Origin of the sequence: Niallia sp. FSL W8-0635 (assembly GCF_038007965.1) — a bacterium.
Classification (GTDB): Bacteria; Bacillota; Bacilli; order Bacillales; family Cytobacillaceae; genus Niallia.
Genome location: NZ_JBBOYD010000001.1, coordinates 1,994,571 through 2,014,503, shown reverse-complemented (window position 1 = coordinate 2,014,503; position 19,933 = coordinate 1,994,571). Strand labels below are relative to the sequence as shown.

The window sequence follows — 19,933 nt, the reverse complement described above, 5'->3', positions numbered from 1 at the left end:
TTTGCTAAAGTTCCTTTGCTTTCTTGCTTTCATCTCGCTTATGAACACCACTTTTTCCAAAGTTCTTCTAGTTTCTGGCGTTCATCCCACTATGAAAACAACGTTCCCTCAAAAACCACTTCATCCATCATTCCGAACTTTCTTATGAAGCTCATACAATGTATTCAATGCCTGCATTGGCGTCATTTCTAGAATATCTATTTCTTTAAGCTTCGATACAATTTGCTTTTCCTTGGTAGAAATCGCTTTTTGCGGCTTTTTCTCTTCTTCTGTACCAAAGAAAGATAATTGTGCCTCTTCCTCGACTATCGCTGCTTTCAAAACAGGCTTTTCGATTGCAGCCACTGCTACCTCTCCAGCAAATTGATCTTTTTGCTCTAGGCTTGTTAACAGCTCTTGTGCTCGTTCAATCAATGCCTCTGGTAATTCTGCAAGCTGTGCAACATGAATACCATAGCTTTTATCTGCTGCTCCTTCTTTTATCTTATGAAGGAAGACAACTTTGCCATTTTGCTCCATTGCACTTACATGAACATTGCTTAATGACGGAAGCTCGTCCGCAAGCACGGTTAGCTCATGATAGTGAGTCGAGAATAATGTCTTTGCTCCGACTTCGTGATGGATATATTCAATAATTGCTTGTGCTAACGCCATTCCATCATAGGTGCTTGTGCCTCGGCCTATTTCATCGAATAGAATTAAACTATTATTTGTCGCATGTAAAAGGGCATTTCTCGCTTCTAGCATTTCAACCATAAACGTACTTTGTCCAGAGATAAGGTCATCTGCCGCACCGATTCTTGTAAATACTTGATCAAATAGTGGCAATACTGCTTCGTCTGCTGGGACGTAACAACCAATTTGCGCTAATATACTTGTTAAAGCAATCTGGCGCATATACGTACTTTTACCAGACATATTCGGACCTGTAATTAACAGCAATTCCCGTTCTTTATGCATGGTACAATCATTTGCTACATAGCTCTGTGCGTTCATCACCTTTTCTACTACTGGATGGCGACCATTTTTAATAGAAAGGTTGCGATCCGTTGAAAATTGCGGTTTCACATAGCGACGATCCTCACTGACAGTTGCAAAGCATTGCAATACGTCTAGTGCACTTACTGTTTTAGCTAGCTTTTGCAAGCGTGGAATATATTCTTTAATCGTTTCGCGGATAGTTGTGAAAATGTCATATTCCAGCTCCACCATTTTTTCTTCCGCTTGTAAGATTAGACTCTCTTTTTCCTTTAATTCCGGCGTAATATAGCGTTCAGCATTGGCAAGTGTTTGTTTGCGCTCATATTGTCCTTCTTGTAAAAGGTGCACATTGGCACGCGTCACTTCAATATAGTAGCCAAATACACGGTTATAGCCGATTTTCAGTGATTTAATGCCTGTTTTTTCCCGCTCTTCTCTTTCCAGCTGGGCAATCCACGTCTTACCGTTTCGACTCGCATCACGGTAACTATCTAATTCAGCATGATAGCCATCTAAAATGATATTTCCTTCTTTAATCGAAAGGGGCGGATTTTCCACAATTGCCCGTTCTAATAAATCGGTAATATCTTCACATGGGTCCAGTTTATCTGCAAGGCTGCTTGCTTCTTTTGAGCCGAACGATGCAACAATTTGCTGGATGATTGGCACTTGCTGCAATGATTTTTTTAGCTGAACAAGATCTCTTGCATTCACATTTCCGAAAGCAACGCGACCTGCCAAGCGTTCTAAATCATAGACTTCCTTTAATTTTTCCCGTAAATCCTGGCGTTCAAAATAATGGCCAATCATCGTTTCTACTAAATTTTGACGATATTCAATCTCATCCTTATTTAATAGCGGACGATCAATCCATTGTTTCAGCAGTCTGCCGCCCATCGCTGTTTTCGTTTCATCCAAGAGCCATAACAGTGAACCTTTTTTCCCTTTTGAACGAATCGTTTCTGTTAATTCTAAATTTCGTTTCGAAAAATAATCAATTTTCATAAATTGATCGATTACATAAATAGAAACTGGCTGTAAGTGATCCAGGCTTCGTTTTTGTGTACGATATAAGTAATTGAACAAACGGGAAACGGTATTTTTCAGCTGTTGTTCATTGATTCCTTGTAATAAAGAGGCATGCATGCCTTTTTCATCGGTATCATTTTCAATTGAAAGTGTTAATGTGCCACGCTCCTGTAATCTTTTCAGATATTCTTTCGAAAAGTCATCTGAAACAACCACTTCTTTTGCTCCCGATAGCGATAATTCATTCAATAATGAATCGATTCCAGTTAAAATCGTCGCCTTGCTTTCCCCAGTTGATAAATCGCTATAGGCAAAGCCGAATTTATTATCTGCAAATAAAGAGATGGTTGCAATATAATTGTTTTCTTTATCGGAAAGATTTTTCCCTTCCATCATCGTACCAGGTGTGATTAGCTGTACGACTTCTCTTTTTACGACACCCTTTGCTTGCTTTGGGTCTTCGGTTTGTTCACAGATTGCCACCTTGTAGCCGCGCTCAACAAGCTGTTCAATATAGTTGGGTGCAGAATGATGGGGAACTCCGCACATTGGAATTCGCTCCGCTCCGCCCCCTTCTCTGCTTATTAACGTAATTTCAAGCTCTTGTGATGCTTTAATCGCATCATCAAAGAACATCTCATAAAAGTCTCCTAAACGAAAAAATAAAAAGGCATCCTGATAATCTGCCTTTACCTGTAAGTATTGTTGTATCATTGGCGTATATGTTGTCATAACTTCCTCCAAAATCCAAGTCCAAATCTATTATTTTCTCATTATACCATAAAGAAATAGAATATTTGAGTGGGGGGTTTTGGGAAAAGAGAGCTAATTTATCATATAAAATTTTTGATAATTACGTAAAGTTAGATTTGATAACTAGTTCGTTCCATTGCGCTCCAGACATAAATTAAAAAAGTTCACGAAAAAAAAGACTAGGAAGCCCCTAGCCTTTACTCTTCTTCTCCACCTACAAGAAAATCTGGATTTAATTCTTCAAATTCTTCGTCTTCTACTTCATCTTCAAACCATGCATCGTCATCTTTGCCACATTCGTCTGTGCATACTTCTACACAGATTTTTGTTTCTCCGATAACTTCTACGATAAATTCTCTTTCTACATGAACAATAATTTTATTGCCATTTGGAGAAATTACTGCTTCGATGCAGTTTGGTTGCTGTAATACAGTTGCAATCACATCGTGGTCTTCTAAGCAGTCAGGATCGCGATATTTTAGTTTAATGACATCTGTATATTTTACACGCTCTGTAACTACTTCTGTTTGTGTGTTGTCATTATAGGAATACCAAACGTTAATGTCATAGTATCCGCAAATTTCTACTGTTTTACCAACCTTTTCTGCTTCATACGTATGGTTGATAATCCAGCAGCCCAAGATGCTTGAAGGGCTGTTGTCTGGGCAGATCGTATGATTGGATTTTGTGAATTTACGTCCTTTCGCTACGACTGCCTTTGTAATAATCTCTCTATATTCTCCCATGTTCGAGCGAAACCTCCTCATTCATTTTCATTTCATCCTATGCGGGATAGGAGTCTAGTGTGCGATAAATTTTAAAGACTGTAAGTAATGCTTAAATCTACTTCATTGTATGTAAAACTTGGGTAAGTGTGCCGATATTAGCTATTTTTCTAGACGGATATCCTCCATTTTGCTAAGCATTCCTGCATGCTTGTAACTGGCGAGAATTTTTCTTAATTATGGGTAAAACACAGCACTCCTTCGATAAAATTTTTAACTTACGAAAAAAATATGCGTTTGTATTAATACATTCGCGGATACAGCTTGGTCAAATCTTTATATACTGTAGTATACGGTAAGGGGGTGAGGAAGTTGGCAGGGTTATTTAATAACAACGATCAGTTTGATTTTAAATTCAATGTAAATGGCAAAGAGGTTTCTGGTGAAGAAGGAGCTAAATACGCACAAGAATTAGTCGGTAAGCTATCTACTGAAATGGGTGGATTGGTTCAAAAATTAACAAAAGGCTTAACAAACAATGTATCTGAAAGCACAATGGAGGCAGTGAAAGAAAAGGTTGCACCAAATGTTGACTTAGATTCTATTAAAGAAAAAGTGGCCAATATCGATTTTGATTCGCTTAAAGATAAAGTAATGCCGAATCTTAATCCAGAAACATTAAAAAGCTTAGTAAATCAAGAGACACTAAGCAAGCTACAGGAAAAGCTACCTGTTATTGATGCTTCAAATGATGATGGGAATCTTAAATTAAACGTGAATGGCAAGCCTATTTTTTCACTAGATTTATCTGATTTCATCAAAAAATAAGGAATGAATCTCACTTTTGAAAGGAGGTGAAATCATATGTTGTCTAACTACACATCTGATTGTCACAAAGGTAACGGTTCTGGCGTTGCTGGTACTGATGTTACTGCTAAAGGTAAAGGCATTGGAAATAAAGGAGCAGAACTTCGCGGATTCACTAACGCTACTCAAGGAAATGGTAACCTTGCTAACCAATTTACTGCTTCTGGTGCTGCTGGTGGTGCTGCTGTAGGTGTTAACTTATTAAACTTCTTTGTTGGTGGTATTTTAGTTAATGCTAACGTTGCTGGTGCTGCTACTGCTGTATCTTACAACGAAAACAGCCCTGAAATGGTGAACGAAGGTTAATCACCTTTTAAAATAATCACGCCAATAAGAGAGAAGCATATAATAAAGGGCAACATCATCTTGATGATTGCCCTTTTCTTTTACATATCTAATAGGAGGAGGGGAAAAAATGGCGAAAGAGAAAAATATTGGCTTAACTGCTGAGAAATTAAAGGAGCTTGGCGTACCAGAGGAACTTATAGACAAAATATTGGAAACGGGAGGACCTTCTGTTAATACACATGCAGAAGGAGGAAATGGTGGAAGTGCTGTCAGTCTTACTTATGTAGATAACTACTCTGTTCTATTTCTAGTCTATACATTTCTTCAACAAACGATTAATAATGGAAATGCGAAAGATAAAGAAACGAAGCAGCTAAATAAAGCACTGCTTTCTACCTTGCAAACAGCTATGAAGGAACAGCAGGAATACCGAAAAGCATTCTTACGAGCGATTAACATTTTAAATAATCAAAATAAGTAAAAACCAAGCGCGCATATGCAACGGATTAGGATACCTGTCACCATTTATGAAAATGTCCTTATGATTGCCATACCTTTTGTCCTGCAAAAATGCAGGGCTTTTTATTACGTGTAAGAACATGACACCAAAGCTCCATTATAACGGAATGGTGATTTCAACGTGATTGAAAAATAAACGTAAAAATTCCGCTTAAATTGAAAATCTTTCTTATTTCTTTGAAAATAAGAGTAGTTTTTCCGCTTATATGATTCAAATCTCTTGATTTTGCCTTATTTAGAGGAGTTAACCGAAAAATTTCCGCTTATTTCTGCTTTTCATGCTCACTTTTTTTCATTAGCCGGAATTTCTCCGCTTATGACTTCTCCTAATCAACAACGCGGGTTTACAAATAAAAAACCTCATTTTGCAGTCCCATTTGCAAGGTAGCAGAAATCCCTGTAACCTTACATTTTGATATTTCTACCGTTTCACGCCTATTTATCCTCTGTATTATATCAACAAAAAGACCATCAAATCGATGGTCTTTTTCATATGCATTTTACCTTTGTGTGACAGGTAGCAGAACCCATTACACGTATATTTTAATTGATTCGCAAATATGCTTCCCGCTCCAGTTAGCTCAGAATGCTAAACTTGAACCATCCACATGCTGATTAATCTTCTTTCTTCTCAACAGCCGAAAGAATTTCCGTTTCAACAGTGTTTGCAATGGTTTTTGTTATCATCTGGAGCATGTCGTTCACGATTTCTTGTGATTCTTTAAATTCGCTGACGATTGGAAGCTCATCGATTTCTTTTTGCAAGGCATCAATTTTTGCTTCTGTTTCCTTTAAAGCAGCAATTTTCCCATAGTGCTGAAGATTAACTGCTTGTTTTTGCAATTTTTTGATTTGAGCAATTCGGTCATTCACTTTTTTGTTTTGATTGATTTGCTGTTCTGCCCGCTGATAAAACTCGACTTCTTCGGTATCGCGAATCATCTTGGCAAGTTGTTCTGTTCGCTCAATAATTTCTTCTTTTGTATACTTAGCCATTAGTTTGCCTCAACAGCTTCCGCTTCTAATACTTCAATCATTTCTCCATTTAATGACCAAGTCTTTGCATCTGTAATTTTCACAGAAACAAGTTTGCCGATCGCTGATTTTGGTCCAACAAAGTTTACTAGCTTGTTTTTGCGTGTATAACCAGCAAGTACCTCTGGATTATTCTTGCTTTCCCCTTCTACAAGGACTTCCACAATTTGGCCGTGATAGCCCTTCATGGAATTAGCAGAATACTCATTAACTAAAGCATTTAATCGCTGCAAGCGTTCCTTTTTCACTTCCATTGGAACATTATCTTTCATTTTCGCTGCCGGTGTACCTTCGCGCGGAGAATAAATGAATGTGTAAGCCGCTTCAAAGCCAACCTCTTTATAAAGAGATAATGTTTCTTCGAATTGCTCATCTGTTTCATTTGGATATCCAACAATAATGTCTGTTGTTAGCGTTAAATTAGGAATAGCTGCTTTCATTTTGCGAACTAATTCTAAATACTTTTCTCTTGTATATTTACGCGCCATAATTTTCAACACATCAGATGAACCAGATTGAACTGGTAAATGAATATGTTCTACTAGATTTCCGCCTTTAGCAAGCACTTCGATTAAATGATCATCGAAATCACGTGGGTGACTTGTTGTAAAACGAACACGGGGAATATCAATTTTGCGCATTTCCTCCATTAAATCACCGAAACGGAAATCGATATCTGTAAAATCTTTTCCATATGCGTTTACGTTTTGGCCGAGTAGCGTAATTTCTTTATAGCCTTGTGCTGCTAATTGACGCACCTCTTGAATAATATCCTCTGGACGGCGGCTACGCTCTTTCCCGCGCGTATAAGGAACGATACAGTAGGTACAGAACTTATCACAGCCATACATGATATTAACCCACGCTTTAATTTTTCCATTACGTACTTTCGGAAGGTTCTCGATAACGTCCCCTTCTTTTGACCAAACTTCCACTACCATTTCCTTCGACATATATGCTTCTTGAAGAATATTTGGTAAACGGTGAATGTTATGCGTACCGAAAATCATGTCTACTTGTGTGTATGTTTTTAAAATCTTATTTACTACAGATTCTTCTTGGGACATACAACCACAAACACCTATTAAAAGGTCTGGTTTTTCTGTTTTTAAATGCTTTAAATGTCCTAATTCACCAAATACTTTATTTTCAGCATTTTCACGAATCGCACATGTATTAAGAAGAATAACATTGGCATCATCCACTGTATCTGTTGCTTCATAGCCTAATGCTAAGAAAATCCCTGCCATTACTTCCGTATCATGTTCATTCATTTGACAGCCGTATGTACGAATGTAGAATTTGCGTCCTTCTCCCATTCCACGGAATTGTTCTGAAATTGAGAAATCTTTTTCATAACGAACTTCTTCTTTTCCCCGTTTTTTTGCATCTTTTAAAGAAGGTGCTTTGTATACTGTTTCGAAATATTTGCTGTAATCCTTTTCGGATTTTTTGTCCGAAGAATTAGTGCTTTCAATTTTTTGTCCTTCTAAACGTTGTTTTTCGTTCATTTCAACTACTCCTCTCTTATCGATGACTTTCTTCATCCATAAGTTTGTTAATATGCATGTTTTAGGTTAGTTCTTATAGATTGTTTTTTGGCTGTTCTCGTAAAGGTTGATATTATGACCCACAGCCTGATAAACAACAATCTATACTTCATATGTACTACTCTTTATAGACATATTTTCATTATTCTAGTATAAGCCTTTGACCTTTTGAAAACAATAGCAAGGTTAGAAAGAAAGATTTCTACTATTTTCTTTATCTTTATATAGTAGGAATCTCGCAGTAACGGGCAGTTACGTTTTCTATCTCAAATGGAGAAAACGTAACTGCCCGTATATTTATTAACATTCCCTTTTATTTCGGAAATCTTTTTACCATATTTGTATATAAAAACTTCTCTACTTGACTACTAGTATAATATTTCGTTAGCTCGTTGATTAGATTCGGATAATCTGCGGTTGAAGCTAGCCCTTTGACTGTTTGTGAGATTCCATCAAAGTCAGAGCCAAAGCCAACATGATCCTCCCCTCCAAGGGAACAGATATAATCTAAATGGCGTAATACATCCGTAATGGTTGCTGCACTCGATCCACTTAAAAATTGCGGTACGAAAGTAATTCCAATTACACTGTCTGCTTCAATCAACGCTTTAATTTGTTCATCTTTTAGATTACGAGGATGTGGGCATAGATTATAGGCATTCGAGTGAGATGCATAAGGATGATCACCAAGCTCCATTACATCCCAGAAGGAATTTTCCGATAAATGGGAAACATCTACTAATATATCTTGTTGATTCAAAAGCTTCACTGTTTCTCTTCCAAATAAAGATAAACCAGCACCTCTTGGCTCTAATGCACCATCTGCCACAGCATTCGCATAGTTCCAGGTTAGTCCGACTGCTGAAACGCCTAATTGAAGTAATGTCTTTAATTTCAATAAATCGGCACCGATTGCATCGCAGCCCTCTAGTGTTAGAATCGCACCAATTTCCTCTTCTTTCAATTGCTCGATATCCTTTTGATTACGGATAAATTTTAAATCTGGGTTAAGCTGTAAGATTTTTTCGTAAAAAATGGTTGTCATTGATAATGCTGCTTCAAACTTCATATCAGGATGAACGGATTCAGGAATATAGATGGCGAAGCATTGAATCTTAGCTCCACCTTTTTGGAGTCCTTCTTTCGTAATATGAAGCTTTTCACTATTCTGAAAATTAATTGTTTTATCTTTAAACATTTTTAACAAAACATCGGAATGCCCATCAAAGTAATTCAAAAAAATCCACTCCTATACAAATATGTTCTTTCTTTTCTTCTATGTAAATTTTGCAGGCTTTCCATCAAGATATCATTATTTTCAAACTATTTAAACTAGTATTTTATTTTTTTTAAAAATTAAGGCTATTCTTCTATCTATATTGCTAATATTTGTCACCTGAATATTTTTTTACTAATGAATAATAATAGAAAATAAAAAAAAGGTGCCTCTTTCATTCGGTTTATGTCCACAGCTTCAAGAATCTAGTTCGAGCAAAGTTCGTTCTCTAACTTGTAATCTTGCTATGAAACTAAACCTTATTGATGAGACACCCCCCTCCTTTTGAAGGTTTGCTCTATTCCATTCTAAAGTAAACTTCCTGAAAGGATTGATTCTGCCCGAGCGAATGTACCAATCACAAGAAGGGAAAGCGGGAAAGCATGCATGTTAATCATACTTTCCTTTTTTCATATAATCTTATTTTCTCTTTATCTAGGCTCCACAATGAGCTTGATGGCTGTTCTTTCTTCACCGTCAATAACGATATCAGTGAAGGCAGGGATACAGATTAAATCCACTCCGCTAGGTGCTACAAATCCTCTTGCGATAGCAACTGCTTTAACCGCTTGATTTAATGCACCTGCACCAATTGCCTGGATTTCTGCTCCACCTCTTTCTCGTAGAACACCTGCAAGCGCACCAGCTACAGAATTGGGACTAGACTTTGCTGAAACCTTTAATATCTCCATTTCTAGCTCCTCCTTGTTTAACCCCCCCGCATGTTTCATTAAGATTAATGAACATATCAGGATATATATCATTCCAATGTTACTATATTCCAAGTTTAATACACATATTCCAGCTTGGACATAAAAACTTTGAAATTATTTGATTTTTCAAGGAAAGCTGTTTTCGTAAAGTTTGTTGCTATGACCCGCAGCCTGAATACACTTCGCTTTCCATGGGGCGAGCGGTGAGCCTCCTCAGCTTTGCAGTGCACCCCACTTATTGGACACAATAAGTGGGGTGTTTTTTGTATGAAGAAAAAGGAAAAATGGACAGCAGAAGGAAAGTTGTTTGTTGTTCAACTATATGAGAGTGGAAAATATTCTTTTGCTGAAGTAGCGAAACAGATGGGGATTGATCGAAAATCTGTTTCGAAGTGGGTAAAATTATACCGGACGTACGGAATAGAAGCTTTAATCCCTAGGAATAGTTGCGCTTTTTATGAGCCCTCGTTTAAACTAGAGGTACTAAAATATCGTGAAGAAACAGGGGCATCTTATCTTACGACAGCTATTCGCTTTAATCTTTCTTCTCCCTATACAATCCAGCGTTGGGAGGAGCAGTATAACCTGGTGGGAGTAAAAGCCTTTGTTTCCAAGAAAGAAGGAACATCTGCCATGCCAAAAAAAGGACCAGTTGAATCAGATAAAATGAAAGAACTTCAAGCAGAAATAGAACAATTACGTATGGAGAATGCCTATTTAAAAAAGTTGAAAGCCTTAGTTCAGGACAAGGAAAAATCACCAAAGAAGATAAAGTAATGGCGATCTATGAGTTAAGGCATAAGTTTCCGGTGATTAAACTACTAATGATAGCTAAATTATCTCGTAGTACGTATTATTACTTGGTAAAGAAAAAAAATCTTCCAGACAGAGATGCCAAACTAAGAAAAGAAATTACCTCTATTTTTAATGAACATTATGGTCGTTATGGCTATCGTCGGGTAACACAGGCACTTCATAATAGAGGCCTTTTAGTCAATCACAAAAAAGTGCAGCGTATCATGAAAGAATTAGGACTAAAATGTATGATTCGCATGAAGAAATATAAGTCTTACAAAGGGGGAGTTGGAAAGACCGCGCCTCATATTCTTAAGCGTAACTTTCAGGCTACTCAACCCAATAAAAAATGGGTAACGGATATAACGGAGTTTAAATTATTTGGAGAAAAACTTTATTTATCTCCTATATTAGATCTATACAATCAAGAAATCATCACCTATACAATCGGCTCTAGACCGACCTATTCCTTAGTATCACAAATGATTGAACAGGCATTTGAACACTTGCCAAAGAATCACGAAGGGTTAATCATGCATTCGGATCAAGGGTGGCATTATCAAATGGAGCCCTATCAAACTGCCTTAAAAAAACAAAATATTATTCAGAGTATGTCTAGAAAAGGGAATTGTTATGACAACGCAGTGATGGAGAATTTTTTTGGAATCATGAAATCGGAATTCTTCTATCAAACAGAGTTTGAAAATAAAAAGCATTTCTTAGAAGAGTTAGAGGCTTACATGTATTATTACAATACGAAGCGAATTAAAATGAAATTAAATGGTCTGAGTCCAATTGACTATCGAACTCAGACCATGTCAGCCTAAAATAAAATATGTGTCTAATTTTTGGGGGTCACTACACTTCGCCTCCGGGGTCTCGCCTGTCTCGCTAATCCCATAGGACTCTACGTGTATTCAGGCTGCTCAGATTTCCTCATTAATTGATTTTTTCTATTGAGAAAGCAACAATCTTTTAGAAAACAGCCTTCAAGAAAGAAGGAAGAGCTACTTTTCTTTACGAATAAAAAGGATGATCTTCATTAATTAAAATGCGCTCAATTTTCTTCGCCTTGCCAGTCTTCTTATCCACTTCAATCAAACACCCGCTAAGCTGTGCTCTCCCGCTTTTGGGTGGCTCAAAGCGTGTTGGCAGATTTGTCAAAAAGCGATTTAGCACTAATTCTTTTTGCATACCAAGTATGGCATCATATGGTCCTGTCATGCCAACATCCGCCATAAAAGCAGTTCCATTTGGAAGAATGCGATTATCAGCTGTTTGCACATGTGTATGTGTTCCAACAACTGCCGTAACCTTTCCATCTAAATACCATCCCATTGCTTGCTTTTCACTAGTAGCTTCCCCGTGAAAATCAACGAAAATAATATCGGTACGCTTTTTCGCTTCCTTTACTAAGCGATCAATTACGATAAATGGATCGTCACTCGGATTCATAAAAGTGCGCCCTTGTAAATTGATAACAGCTACTTCGATATCATTTATTTTAACAAAAACCATCCCTTTTCCTGGATTGTTTTCCGGAAAGTTAGCAGGGCGTACTAAATACTTCGCGTTATCAATAAACTCAAATATTTCGCGGTTATCCCATGTATGATTTCCCATTGTTACAGCCTGAGCTCCGATTTCCAAAAAGCTTCGATAAATCTTCTCTGTTATTCCTTTCCCACCAGCAGCATTCTCTCCATTGATAATTGTTAACTGTGGTCGGTATTTATCCTTTAGCTTTGGTACGTACTCTTTAATCATGTCTCGACCCATAGAGCCTACGACATCTCCAATAAATAAAATATGCATATCAAAATCCTACTTTCTAATCTTCACTATGTACTAGTGTACCATATAATTCTCTACCCTTTGCAAATCCAATTAGATTTTCATGAAAGATTCGGGAGTACTTATAAATTTTCCCCTATAAAAAAAACGGTGCAATCGCACCGTTTCCTTATTTAGCATATTCAACCGCTCTTGTTTCACGAATCACGGTTACTTTTATATGTCCTGGATAATCTAGTTCCTCTTCGATTTTCTTACGAATATCGCGAGCTAATCGGTGGGATTCTAAATCATCTACAAGATCTGGTTTCACCATAATTCGAATCTCACGACCTGCTTGAATAGCGAATGATTTCTCTACTCCATCATAAGATTCTGAAATTTCTTCTAACTTTTCAAGACGGCGAATATAATTTTCTAATGTTTCTCTTCGCGCTCCTGGTCTTGCAGCTGAAAGTGCGTCAGCAGCAGCTACTAGTACTGCGATAATTGAAGTTGGTTCTGTATCACCATGATGGGATGCGATACTATTGATTACAACAGGATGCTCTTTATACTTGGTAGCAAGCTCAACACCAATCTCCACATGGCTTCCTTCTACTTCATGGTCAATTGCTTTCCCAATGTCATGTAGTAATCCTGCTCTGCGGGCAAGGGTTTGATCTTCTCCAAGTTCAGCAGCTAAGATTCCTGATAATTGTGCCACTTCCATACTGTGCTTCAATACATTTTGTCCATAGCTTGTACGGAATTTTAGACGTCCAAGAATTTTGATTAAATCTGGATGCAATCCATGAACTCCAACTTCAAACGTAGTTTGTTCTCCGATTTCACGAATATGTTCATCCACTTCTCGGCGAGCCTTATCAACCATTTCTTCAATACGAGCTGGATGGATTCGACCATCCTGAACGAGCTTATCTAACGCAAGTCTTGCAGTTTCACGTCTTATTGGATCAAAACCAGATAGAATAACTGCTTCTGGTGTATCATCAATAATTAAATCAATTCCTGTTAATGTTTCAAGTGTTCGAATATTTCGACCTTCTCGACCGATAATTCGCCCTTTCATTTCATCATTTGGAAGGTTGACAACGGAAACTGTAGTTTCTGCAACATGATCAGCCGCACATCGTTGGATTGCAAGTGACAGAATTTCTTTTGCCTTTTTATCTGCTTCTTCTTTTGCTCTAGTATCACTTTCTTTAATCATTATCGCAATATCATGAGCAACATCTTGCTCTGTACGCTCTAAAATGATGGACTTTGCCTCTTCTCGAGTTAATCCAGAAATGCGCTCTAGTTCTGTTTGCTGCTTGCGAACCATCTCGTCCACTTTGCTTTCCATCTCTTCCATATGCTGTTGTCTTTTATTAAGAGAATCGTCCCTCTTTTCTAAAACTGATTCACGTTTGTCTAACGCTTCTCCCTTGCGATCAAGATTTTCCTCTTTTTGCAATAAACGATTTTCTTGTTTTTGTAGTTCATTTCTTCGATCACGAACTTCTAGTTCTGCTTCACTACGAAGCTTGTGAATCTCATCCTTTGCTTCTAACAAAGCTTCTTTTTTCAATGCGTCTGCTTCACGCTTTGCATTTTCAATAATTTGTTCAGCAGTCATCGTTGCATTGCTAATTTTTGCATTAGCATTGGACTTTCGAATAAAATATACAACAAAGCCAACAACGGCAATAACGATTAGAATAAGCAAAATGGAGATGATTTCTAATAAATCCATCATTTTCACCTCCTCTTGCTATCAAATTGTGTTTGTTACGATTTTAAAAGTATTGGCTTAATGTTCCTTTTTTCAATCGAAATTTTTCCCTAGTCATATAAACGTTTTCTAGGTTTTCATACTTATAAAAATGTAAAATATACAATTCAATTGTATAGTTGTACCAATTTATTGTCAAGACTTTGAACTAGTAGGATTAACCTATTTCTCATTGGCTATCTTGTTAGCCTTTTTCCTCCAACAATTGCTCTATTATTCCTATATATGTATGAAAGTTCTCCCTATTAAACTGTAATAGATTCTCACTATCTAACCTATCATCCGTATTATGGTCAGGAATTAGGCTTGTTAAACCTGATTTGGTCTTTTATTCCGTGTGTTTTTCTCAAGAAGTTTTTTTAGTTATAATAAAATAGCATGAGATAACGATAGATTCTATTGGCTAATTAATAGTCTCTTATTAATAATCAAGTAAAAAAAGATGGAAAAGTGGATATACCACTATACCATCTTTTTTAAGGATTAATCGATTAATTCAAATTTTTCTTGGTCGTCATTTTCTGGCTTTAATGTAACTTCTTTATCTAGTCCGTAGTGTTCACGGATTTTCTTTTGAATTTCCAGACGCATTTCAACGTTTTCTTTTAAGAACTGCTTCGCGTTTTCACGACCTTGTCCTACTCTTTCTTCATTATAAGAATACCAAGCTCCACTCTTCTGAACAATATCAAGTTCTGAACCAAGATCAATAATCTCGCCTTCTTTTGAGATACCTTCTCCATACATGATATCAACTTCTGCCACTTTGAAAGGTGGTGCTACCTTATTTTTAACAACTTTAATCTTTGTTTTGTTCCCTACCATGTCTGTCCCTTGTTTTAACGTTTCAGCACGGCGAACTTCTAAACGAACAGATGAATAGAATTTCAATGCACGTCCACCAGGAGTTACCTCAGGGTTTCCGAACATAACACCGACTTTTTCACGGATTTGGTTAATGAAAATAGCAATCGTTTTTGATTTATTAATTGCTCCAGATAATTTACGAAGCGCCTGTGACATTAAACGTGCTTGAAGTCCAACATGGGAATCTCCCATTTCTCCCTCAATCTCCGCTTTTGGTACAAGTGCAGCTACAGAGTCAATAACTAAAATATCCACAGCCCCACTTCGGACTAAGGCTTCTGCAATTTCTAACGCTTGCTCTCCAGTATCTGGTTGAGAAAGTAATAACTCGTCAATATTAACACCTAGCTTTTGTGCATAAACTGGATCTAATGCATGCTCAGCATCAATAAATGCTGCTTGTCCGCCATTTGCCTGAACCTCAGCAATAGCATGCAATGCTACTGTTGTTTTACCTGAACTTTCAGGACCATATATTTCAATAATACGCCCTCTTGGATAGCCACCAACACCTAAAGCTGCATCTAAAGCTAATGATCCACTTGGAGAAGTAGAAATGACTCTATCTGCTTGTTCTCCTAATTTCATAATACTACCTTTACCAAATTGTTTTTCTATTTGTTTTAATGCCATTTCTAACGCAGCTTGACGATCGCCCAAAAACGTTCTCCTCCTTATATAAAAAATGAATCTCATACTTCACTGATTCATTCGTTCTCTTAAAAGATTATATTATTAATATACCTTTTTTCTTTTCATTTGTACAGTAAAAAATCGAACATTCATTCGTTTTTTTATTTTTTACGGGAGAAGCTCTACCCTAGTAAGACGCAAGCAAGAAATCGTTACTTACGCCTATATAGTCTATTCCTGTAGCATTTTCAATAAAAAATATTGGCCATATTTAACACTTCTCATTCGATTACCAGCTCTTGTTCCACTTAAGGCTAGCGCTTCTACCTTTGTCGGCTCCCCTTTTTTAGCAAGTCCAATATAAACAGTACCTACTGGATTCCCTTCCAGTTCATCTGGACCAGCAACTCCTGTAAAACTTATGCCAATATCAGCATTTAATAATTGGGCAACATTTTCAGCTAGCTCTTTCGCACATTGCTCGCTTACAACGCCATGTTCTTTAATGGTTGTCTCTTTCACATGAAGGATCTGATGTTTCACCTCATTTGTGTAACAGACCACTCCCCCTTGAAAAATATTTCCAGCACCAGGAATACTCGTAACCTCCTGCTGAAACAGTCCTCCTGTTAAGCTTTCAGCTGCTGCAAGGGTCAAATTTTTCTTTAATAATACGTGAGCGAGTTCGTTCATTAATGTTGTGTCATCATATCCATAGAAAAATTCGCCTACTCTTGAGAAAATTTCTTCCTCTGTCTTAGCAATTAATTTATCTGCTTCTGTCACTGAATCAGTTTTGCATGTAATACGTAATGTTACTTCCCCGTCCCCTGCAAGAGGCGCGATAGTTGGATTTGTCTGTGCATCAATTAAGTCTTCTATTTTGGTTTCTAATAAAGACTCTCCAATTCCAAAAAAACGAAGCACACGCGAAACAATGACATCTTTACTTGTCATCTGCTCTTGTATTGCTTTAAATCCATATTGGACAAACATTGGCTGAATTTCTTTTGGAGGTCCAGGTAAAAGCATGTAAAAATGATCGTCTTTTTTCAAAAACATCCCCGGAGCCATCCCATGGTCATTCGGAAGAACGTTACAGCCATCTAGCACCAATGCTTGTTTTTTATTATTTTCCGTCATCGTACGTTTTGTTTTTATAAAATAGTCTTCAATTGATTGAAGAGCTGTTTCATCAAAAACAAGCTCTTTCCCTATATGATTCGCAATCGTTTCTTTCGTTAAATCATCCTTCGTCGGACCAAGTCCTCCAGAGAAAATAAGCAATTGCGCTCGACTCTCAGCAACTTTAATTGCTTCCTTTAAACGAGCAGCATTATCTCCAACCACTGTATGATAATAAACATTTACTCCTAAGTCGGCTAGATGCTTGGAAATAAATTGGGCATTTGTATTAGCAATTTGTCCAAGCAATAATTCTGAGCCAACTGCGATAATCTCTGCATTCATTCTATTGCTCCCCCTTTTTGTCGATCATGAAGAAAGGACATCTCTTATAAAGCAATATTCGCTTGTCATAAACAGATGTCCTCTTTTTTTATTCCTCTATTTTATTTGGATGAAACAAAAGCCTGTTTGTTTTTTGCAAAATAATCCCAGCCAGACCAAATAGTAAAAATCAAAGCAACCCATAATGCAATGATATCAAATGGTAGTGAGACAAGTGCGAAAATCATATTATGTAGTAAAAGTGCCGAAATCGCAACAATTTGCGCCCATGTCTTAATTTTTCCTAACATATTCGCAGCGACAACTTCACCGCCACCAGCAAGTACTAAACGCAAGCCAGTTACTGCAAATTCTCTACTGATAATAACAATAGCAATCCATGCAGGTGCCATATCCAATCCTACTAAAACAATTAGCGCAGAAGAAACTAATAATTTATCTGCTAAAGGATCTAAAAATTTCCCTAAATCCGTTACTAGATTATATTTTCTCGCAAAGTGTCCATCAATCCAATCCGTTGTTGATGCTATGATAAAAATCAAGGCACCGATAAAATGTGTCATTGGTAAAGTAACACCTAGAAGCGTCAGCTCTCCCCATGAAAAATTTACTAGCATGATTACTAGAAAAACAGGGATTAATAAAATTCTTGCTACGGTAATCTTATTTGGTAAATTCATCTTACATCCTCCATTACCATGACGATAAATCGTCACTTCCAAAAAATAAATTAAAAACATTAGTATTATAACCTAAATACGTTGTAATAGCGAAAAATAGTCATCGAATCGATGACTATTCTTCTTTTATATATTTAATGACAAGATCTTGTCTAGAGGAAGAATCACCAAGCTCTAATTTTTCATCATTGACAAAAACATCTACTTGACTGTTTCCGATAATAATATGTGCTTCTGTCTCTTTTGATAAATCTTCTTCCTTGGATTCCGTTCCGCCTTTTTCAAGAATACCTTGGAAAAAAGAATAGTTTTTGCCATTTTGAATATCGACCCAAACTTTTCCGCTTGAAACTAGCTTCACAACAAACTTCTCCGCATTTTTCACTTCATAAGTAGTCGTTCTTCCAGATGTTTCTTTTTTCGTAATCTCTTGTTTCGGCTTCTCTTCTTCTACTTTTTTCTCTTCTTCTTCTACTACTTTTTCTTCTTTAGTGGTCTCTTCTTCGTTTGCTTTTTCTTCTTCCTTCTCATTTAACGAATCAGATTTCATATAAACAGAATTCTGTTCCGTATCATTATTGGACTGTTTGTCTGGATTGGAATCTTTCGCATACACAAAGTACCAAACTAAGAAAGCAACTGCTAGAACTAGAATAGCAATAAGGATAGTAGGCAGAATATCAAGCACCTTTGAACTCGCTCCATCTAAGGATCTTCTTGAATTCACTCTCGATAAATTTTGCGGTAACTCATCGTTTGCTGTTGTCGGCACTTCCTCTTTATATTCTTCAAATAATTCTTCTGGCACTAAATCTACCGCTTCTGCGTATTGTTTAATAAATGCTCGAGTGTAAAATTTACCCGGCATCATGCTGTAGTTACCTTCTTCGATTCCAACTAAATAGCGGACTTGGATTTTTGTAATTTCCTGTAATTCCTCTAACGTTAGTCCCTTCGCTTCTCTTGCTTCCTTTAAACGATTTCCTAATTCACTCAAGATAACACCTTCCAACTTACTAAAAATCAAAACCCTCGAATTCACTTTCTATAGCAAGAGTATTCTTTTTATGAACATCATAAAGAATCTCCTCGTCTGGCTCATGTCTTAGCTCAATAATATAATCAAAATCATCTAAAGTGTATTCTGTATTATGTACAAAGGCATCGGGATGTTCTACCACTTTTATACATGGCAGGCGCATCACTTCTCTAATTACCGCCCAATGCCGCTCATTGATTTGCTTGGAAGATACAATTCCATCAATGATAAACAAATTGTTTTCATTGTATTCTCCTTGCATTAAGGATTGGCGAATGGTCTGCTTTAACAAGGTAGAGCTTACTAAAAGCCATCTTTTGTTTGCACAAACACTAGCAGCAACAATAGACTCTGTTTTACCTACACGTGGCATCCCTCTAATACCTATTAATTTATGACCTTCTGTCTTAAACAGTTCAGCCATAAAATCTACTAACAATCCAAGCTCATAGCGAACAAATCGAAATGTTTTTTTATCATCAGCATCTCTTTGAATATACCGACCATGTCTCACCGCAAGTTTATCTCTTAGAGAAGGTTCTCTAAGCTTGATTACTTTTATTGTGTCCATTGTATAGAGAATAGATTCTAATCTTTTTATTTGTTCCTTATTTTTTGCTAACATTAATAAGCCGCGACGGCCATCGTCTACTCCATTAATGGTGATTATATTGATAGAAAGCATCCCTAGTAAAGAGGATATATCTCCTAATAGGCCAGGTCGGTTTTTTTGAATTTCGTATTCTAAATACCATTCTTTTGGTTCCAAAAAAATCCTCCTACAAATATCAAGTGAAATTTTCTAGTCTTTTAATTTCTATCATATAGGAATGGTATAAATAATCAAGAAAAAAGGGGTAAAAATAGAAAAAAAGATGGACTTTTTGTCGAAAAGCTGTTTTCTAGAAAAATGTTGCTTTGCCTCCCCATAAATTCTGTTCATTTTCTTTAAAAATAGCTACTTTTATTTGGGATGAGTGGCTGTACTTTTTTCATTCTGAGTCGAGATAATGATTACTCTTCGAAGGTTCTTCCGCTTTGAGGAATAGCTGTGTTTTTATGTGCTTTTGACTGACTTCCTCTTTTACCTTGTGCTTTATTTTTCTTATTTTCGGGCAGAGAGACGGCTTCTCTGTTACCTT

At 36.9% G+C, this 19,933-nt stretch carries 17 protein-coding genes; 4 read left to right on the top strand and 13 right to left on the bottom strand.

What is annotated here, in order from left to right; translation table 11 throughout:
• Positions 1-120: 120 nt before the first annotated feature.
• Both mutS and NYE52_RS09355 read right to left on the bottom strand, forming a co-directional pair.
• Positions 121-2,742: a DNA mismatch repair protein MutS gene (gene mutS, locus NYE52_RS09360; RefSeq protein ID WP_341192825.1), complete on the bottom strand. Its 2,622-nt coding sequence runs from the start codon at positions 2,740-2,742 to the stop codon at positions 121-123.
• Between the two features lie 218 nt (positions 2,743-2,960).
• On the bottom strand, positions 2,961-3,509 hold the full coding sequence (locus NYE52_RS09355) for an outer spore coat protein CotE (protein ID WP_251627950.1): 549 nt from the start codon (positions 3,507-3,509) through the stop codon (positions 2,961-2,963).
• 351 nt (positions 3,510-3,860) lie between these two features.
• On the opposite strand from NYE52_RS09355, the gene NYE52_RS09350 reads away from it, so the two are divergent.
• The 3 genes from NYE52_RS09350 (at position 3,861) to NYE52_RS09340 (ending at position 5,124) form a co-directional block, all read left to right on the top strand.
• On the top strand, positions 3,861-4,316 hold the full coding sequence (locus NYE52_RS09350; RefSeq protein ID WP_341192824.1) for a hypothetical protein: 456 nt from the start codon (positions 3,861-3,863) through the stop codon (positions 4,314-4,316).
• Positions 4,317-4,352: 36 nt separating this feature from the next.
• Entirely contained in the window at positions 4,353-4,661 is a 309-nt protein-coding gene (locus NYE52_RS09345) for a hypothetical protein (protein ID WP_031534622.1), read from the top strand.
• 109 nt (positions 4,662-4,770) lie between these two features.
• Positions 4,771-5,124 carry a hypothetical protein gene (locus NYE52_RS09340; protein ID WP_341192823.1) on the top strand — a complete coding sequence of 118 codons (354 nt, stop codon included), beginning with the start codon at positions 4,771-4,773 and terminating at the stop codon, positions 5,122-5,124.
• A gap of 653 nt (positions 5,125-5,777) precedes the next feature.
• On the opposite strand, the gene NYE52_RS09335 is transcribed toward NYE52_RS09340, so the two are convergent.
• The 4 genes from NYE52_RS09335 to spoVS all read right to left on the bottom strand — a co-directional run bounded on the left by NYE52_RS09335 (position 5,778) and on the right by spoVS (position 9,715).
• On the bottom strand, positions 5,778-6,158 hold the full coding sequence (locus NYE52_RS09335; RefSeq protein ID WP_341192822.1) for a RicAFT regulatory complex protein RicA family protein: 381 nt from the start codon (positions 6,156-6,158) through the stop codon (positions 5,778-5,780).
• A complete protein-coding gene (miaB, locus tag NYE52_RS09330) occupies positions 6,158-7,708 on the bottom strand; it encodes a tRNA (N6-isopentenyl adenosine(37)-C2)-methylthiotransferase MiaB (RefSeq protein ID WP_341192821.1) in 1,551 nt (516 codons plus the stop codon). The genes NYE52_RS09335 and miaB overlap by 1 nt, the downstream gene beginning before the upstream one ends.
• A 352-nt stretch (positions 7,709-8,060) precedes the next feature.
• On the bottom strand, positions 8,061-8,984 hold the full coding sequence (locus tag NYE52_RS09325; RefSeq protein ID WP_341192820.1) for a dipeptidase: 924 nt from the start codon (positions 8,982-8,984) through the stop codon (positions 8,061-8,063).
• Positions 8,985-9,454: 470 nt separating this feature from the next.
• Positions 9,455-9,715 (bottom strand): stage V sporulation protein SpoVS, encoded by a 261-nt coding sequence (gene spoVS / locus NYE52_RS09320; RefSeq protein ID WP_016201204.1) that lies wholly within the window; start codon positions 9,713-9,715, stop codon positions 9,455-9,457.
• A gap of 288 nt (positions 9,716-10,003) precedes the next feature.
• Here spoVS and NYE52_RS09315 point away from each other — a divergent pair.
• Positions 10,004-11,358 (top strand): IS3 family transposase gene (locus NYE52_RS09315; protein WP_341192503.1). Its coding sequence is split into 2 segments (ribosomal slippage): positions 10,004-10,454 and positions 10,454-11,358, totalling 1,356 coding nucleotides; the frame shifts between segments, so codons are not numbered across the junction.
• A 190-nt stretch (positions 11,359-11,548) separates the two neighbouring features.
• On the opposite strand, the gene NYE52_RS09310 is transcribed toward NYE52_RS09315, so the two are convergent.
• The 7 genes from NYE52_RS09310 to NYE52_RS09280 all read right to left on the bottom strand — a co-directional run bounded on the left by NYE52_RS09310 (position 11,549) and on the right by NYE52_RS09280 (position 19,560).
• Entirely contained in the window at positions 11,549-12,346 is a 798-nt protein-coding gene (locus tag NYE52_RS09310; protein ID WP_341192819.1) for a TIGR00282 family metallophosphoesterase, read from the bottom strand.
• 148 nt (positions 12,347-12,494) lie between these two features.
• Positions 12,495-14,063, bottom strand: a complete 1,569-nt coding sequence (rny, locus tag NYE52_RS09305; protein WP_341195145.1) for a ribonuclease Y — start codon at positions 14,061-14,063, stop codon at positions 12,495-12,497.
• Positions 14,064-14,585: 522 nt separating this feature from the next.
• Entirely contained in the window at positions 14,586-15,629 is a 1,044-nt protein-coding gene (gene recA, locus NYE52_RS09300) for a recombinase RecA (protein WP_341192818.1), read from the bottom strand.
• 204 nt (positions 15,630-15,833) lie between these two features.
• A complete protein-coding gene (locus NYE52_RS09295) occupies positions 15,834-17,072 on the bottom strand; it encodes a competence/damage-inducible protein A (protein ID WP_341192817.1) in 1,239 nt (412 codons plus the stop codon).
• A 101-nt stretch (positions 17,073-17,173) separates the two neighbouring features.
• Positions 17,174-17,752, bottom strand: a complete 579-nt coding sequence (pgsA, locus tag NYE52_RS09290; protein ID WP_341192816.1) for a CDP-diacylglycerol--glycerol-3-phosphate 3-phosphatidyltransferase — start codon at positions 17,750-17,752, stop codon at positions 17,174-17,176.
• Positions 17,753-17,867: 115 nt separating this feature from the next.
• On the bottom strand, positions 17,868-18,749 hold the full coding sequence (locus tag NYE52_RS09285) for a helix-turn-helix domain-containing protein (protein ID WP_341192815.1): 882 nt from the start codon (positions 18,747-18,749) through the stop codon (positions 17,868-17,870).
• Positions 18,750-18,768: 19 nt separating this feature from the next.
• On the bottom strand, positions 18,769-19,560 hold the full coding sequence (locus NYE52_RS09280; RefSeq protein WP_341192814.1) for a YmfK family protein: 792 nt from the start codon (positions 19,558-19,560) through the stop codon (positions 18,769-18,771).
• Positions 19,561-19,933 lie beyond the last annotated feature (373 nt).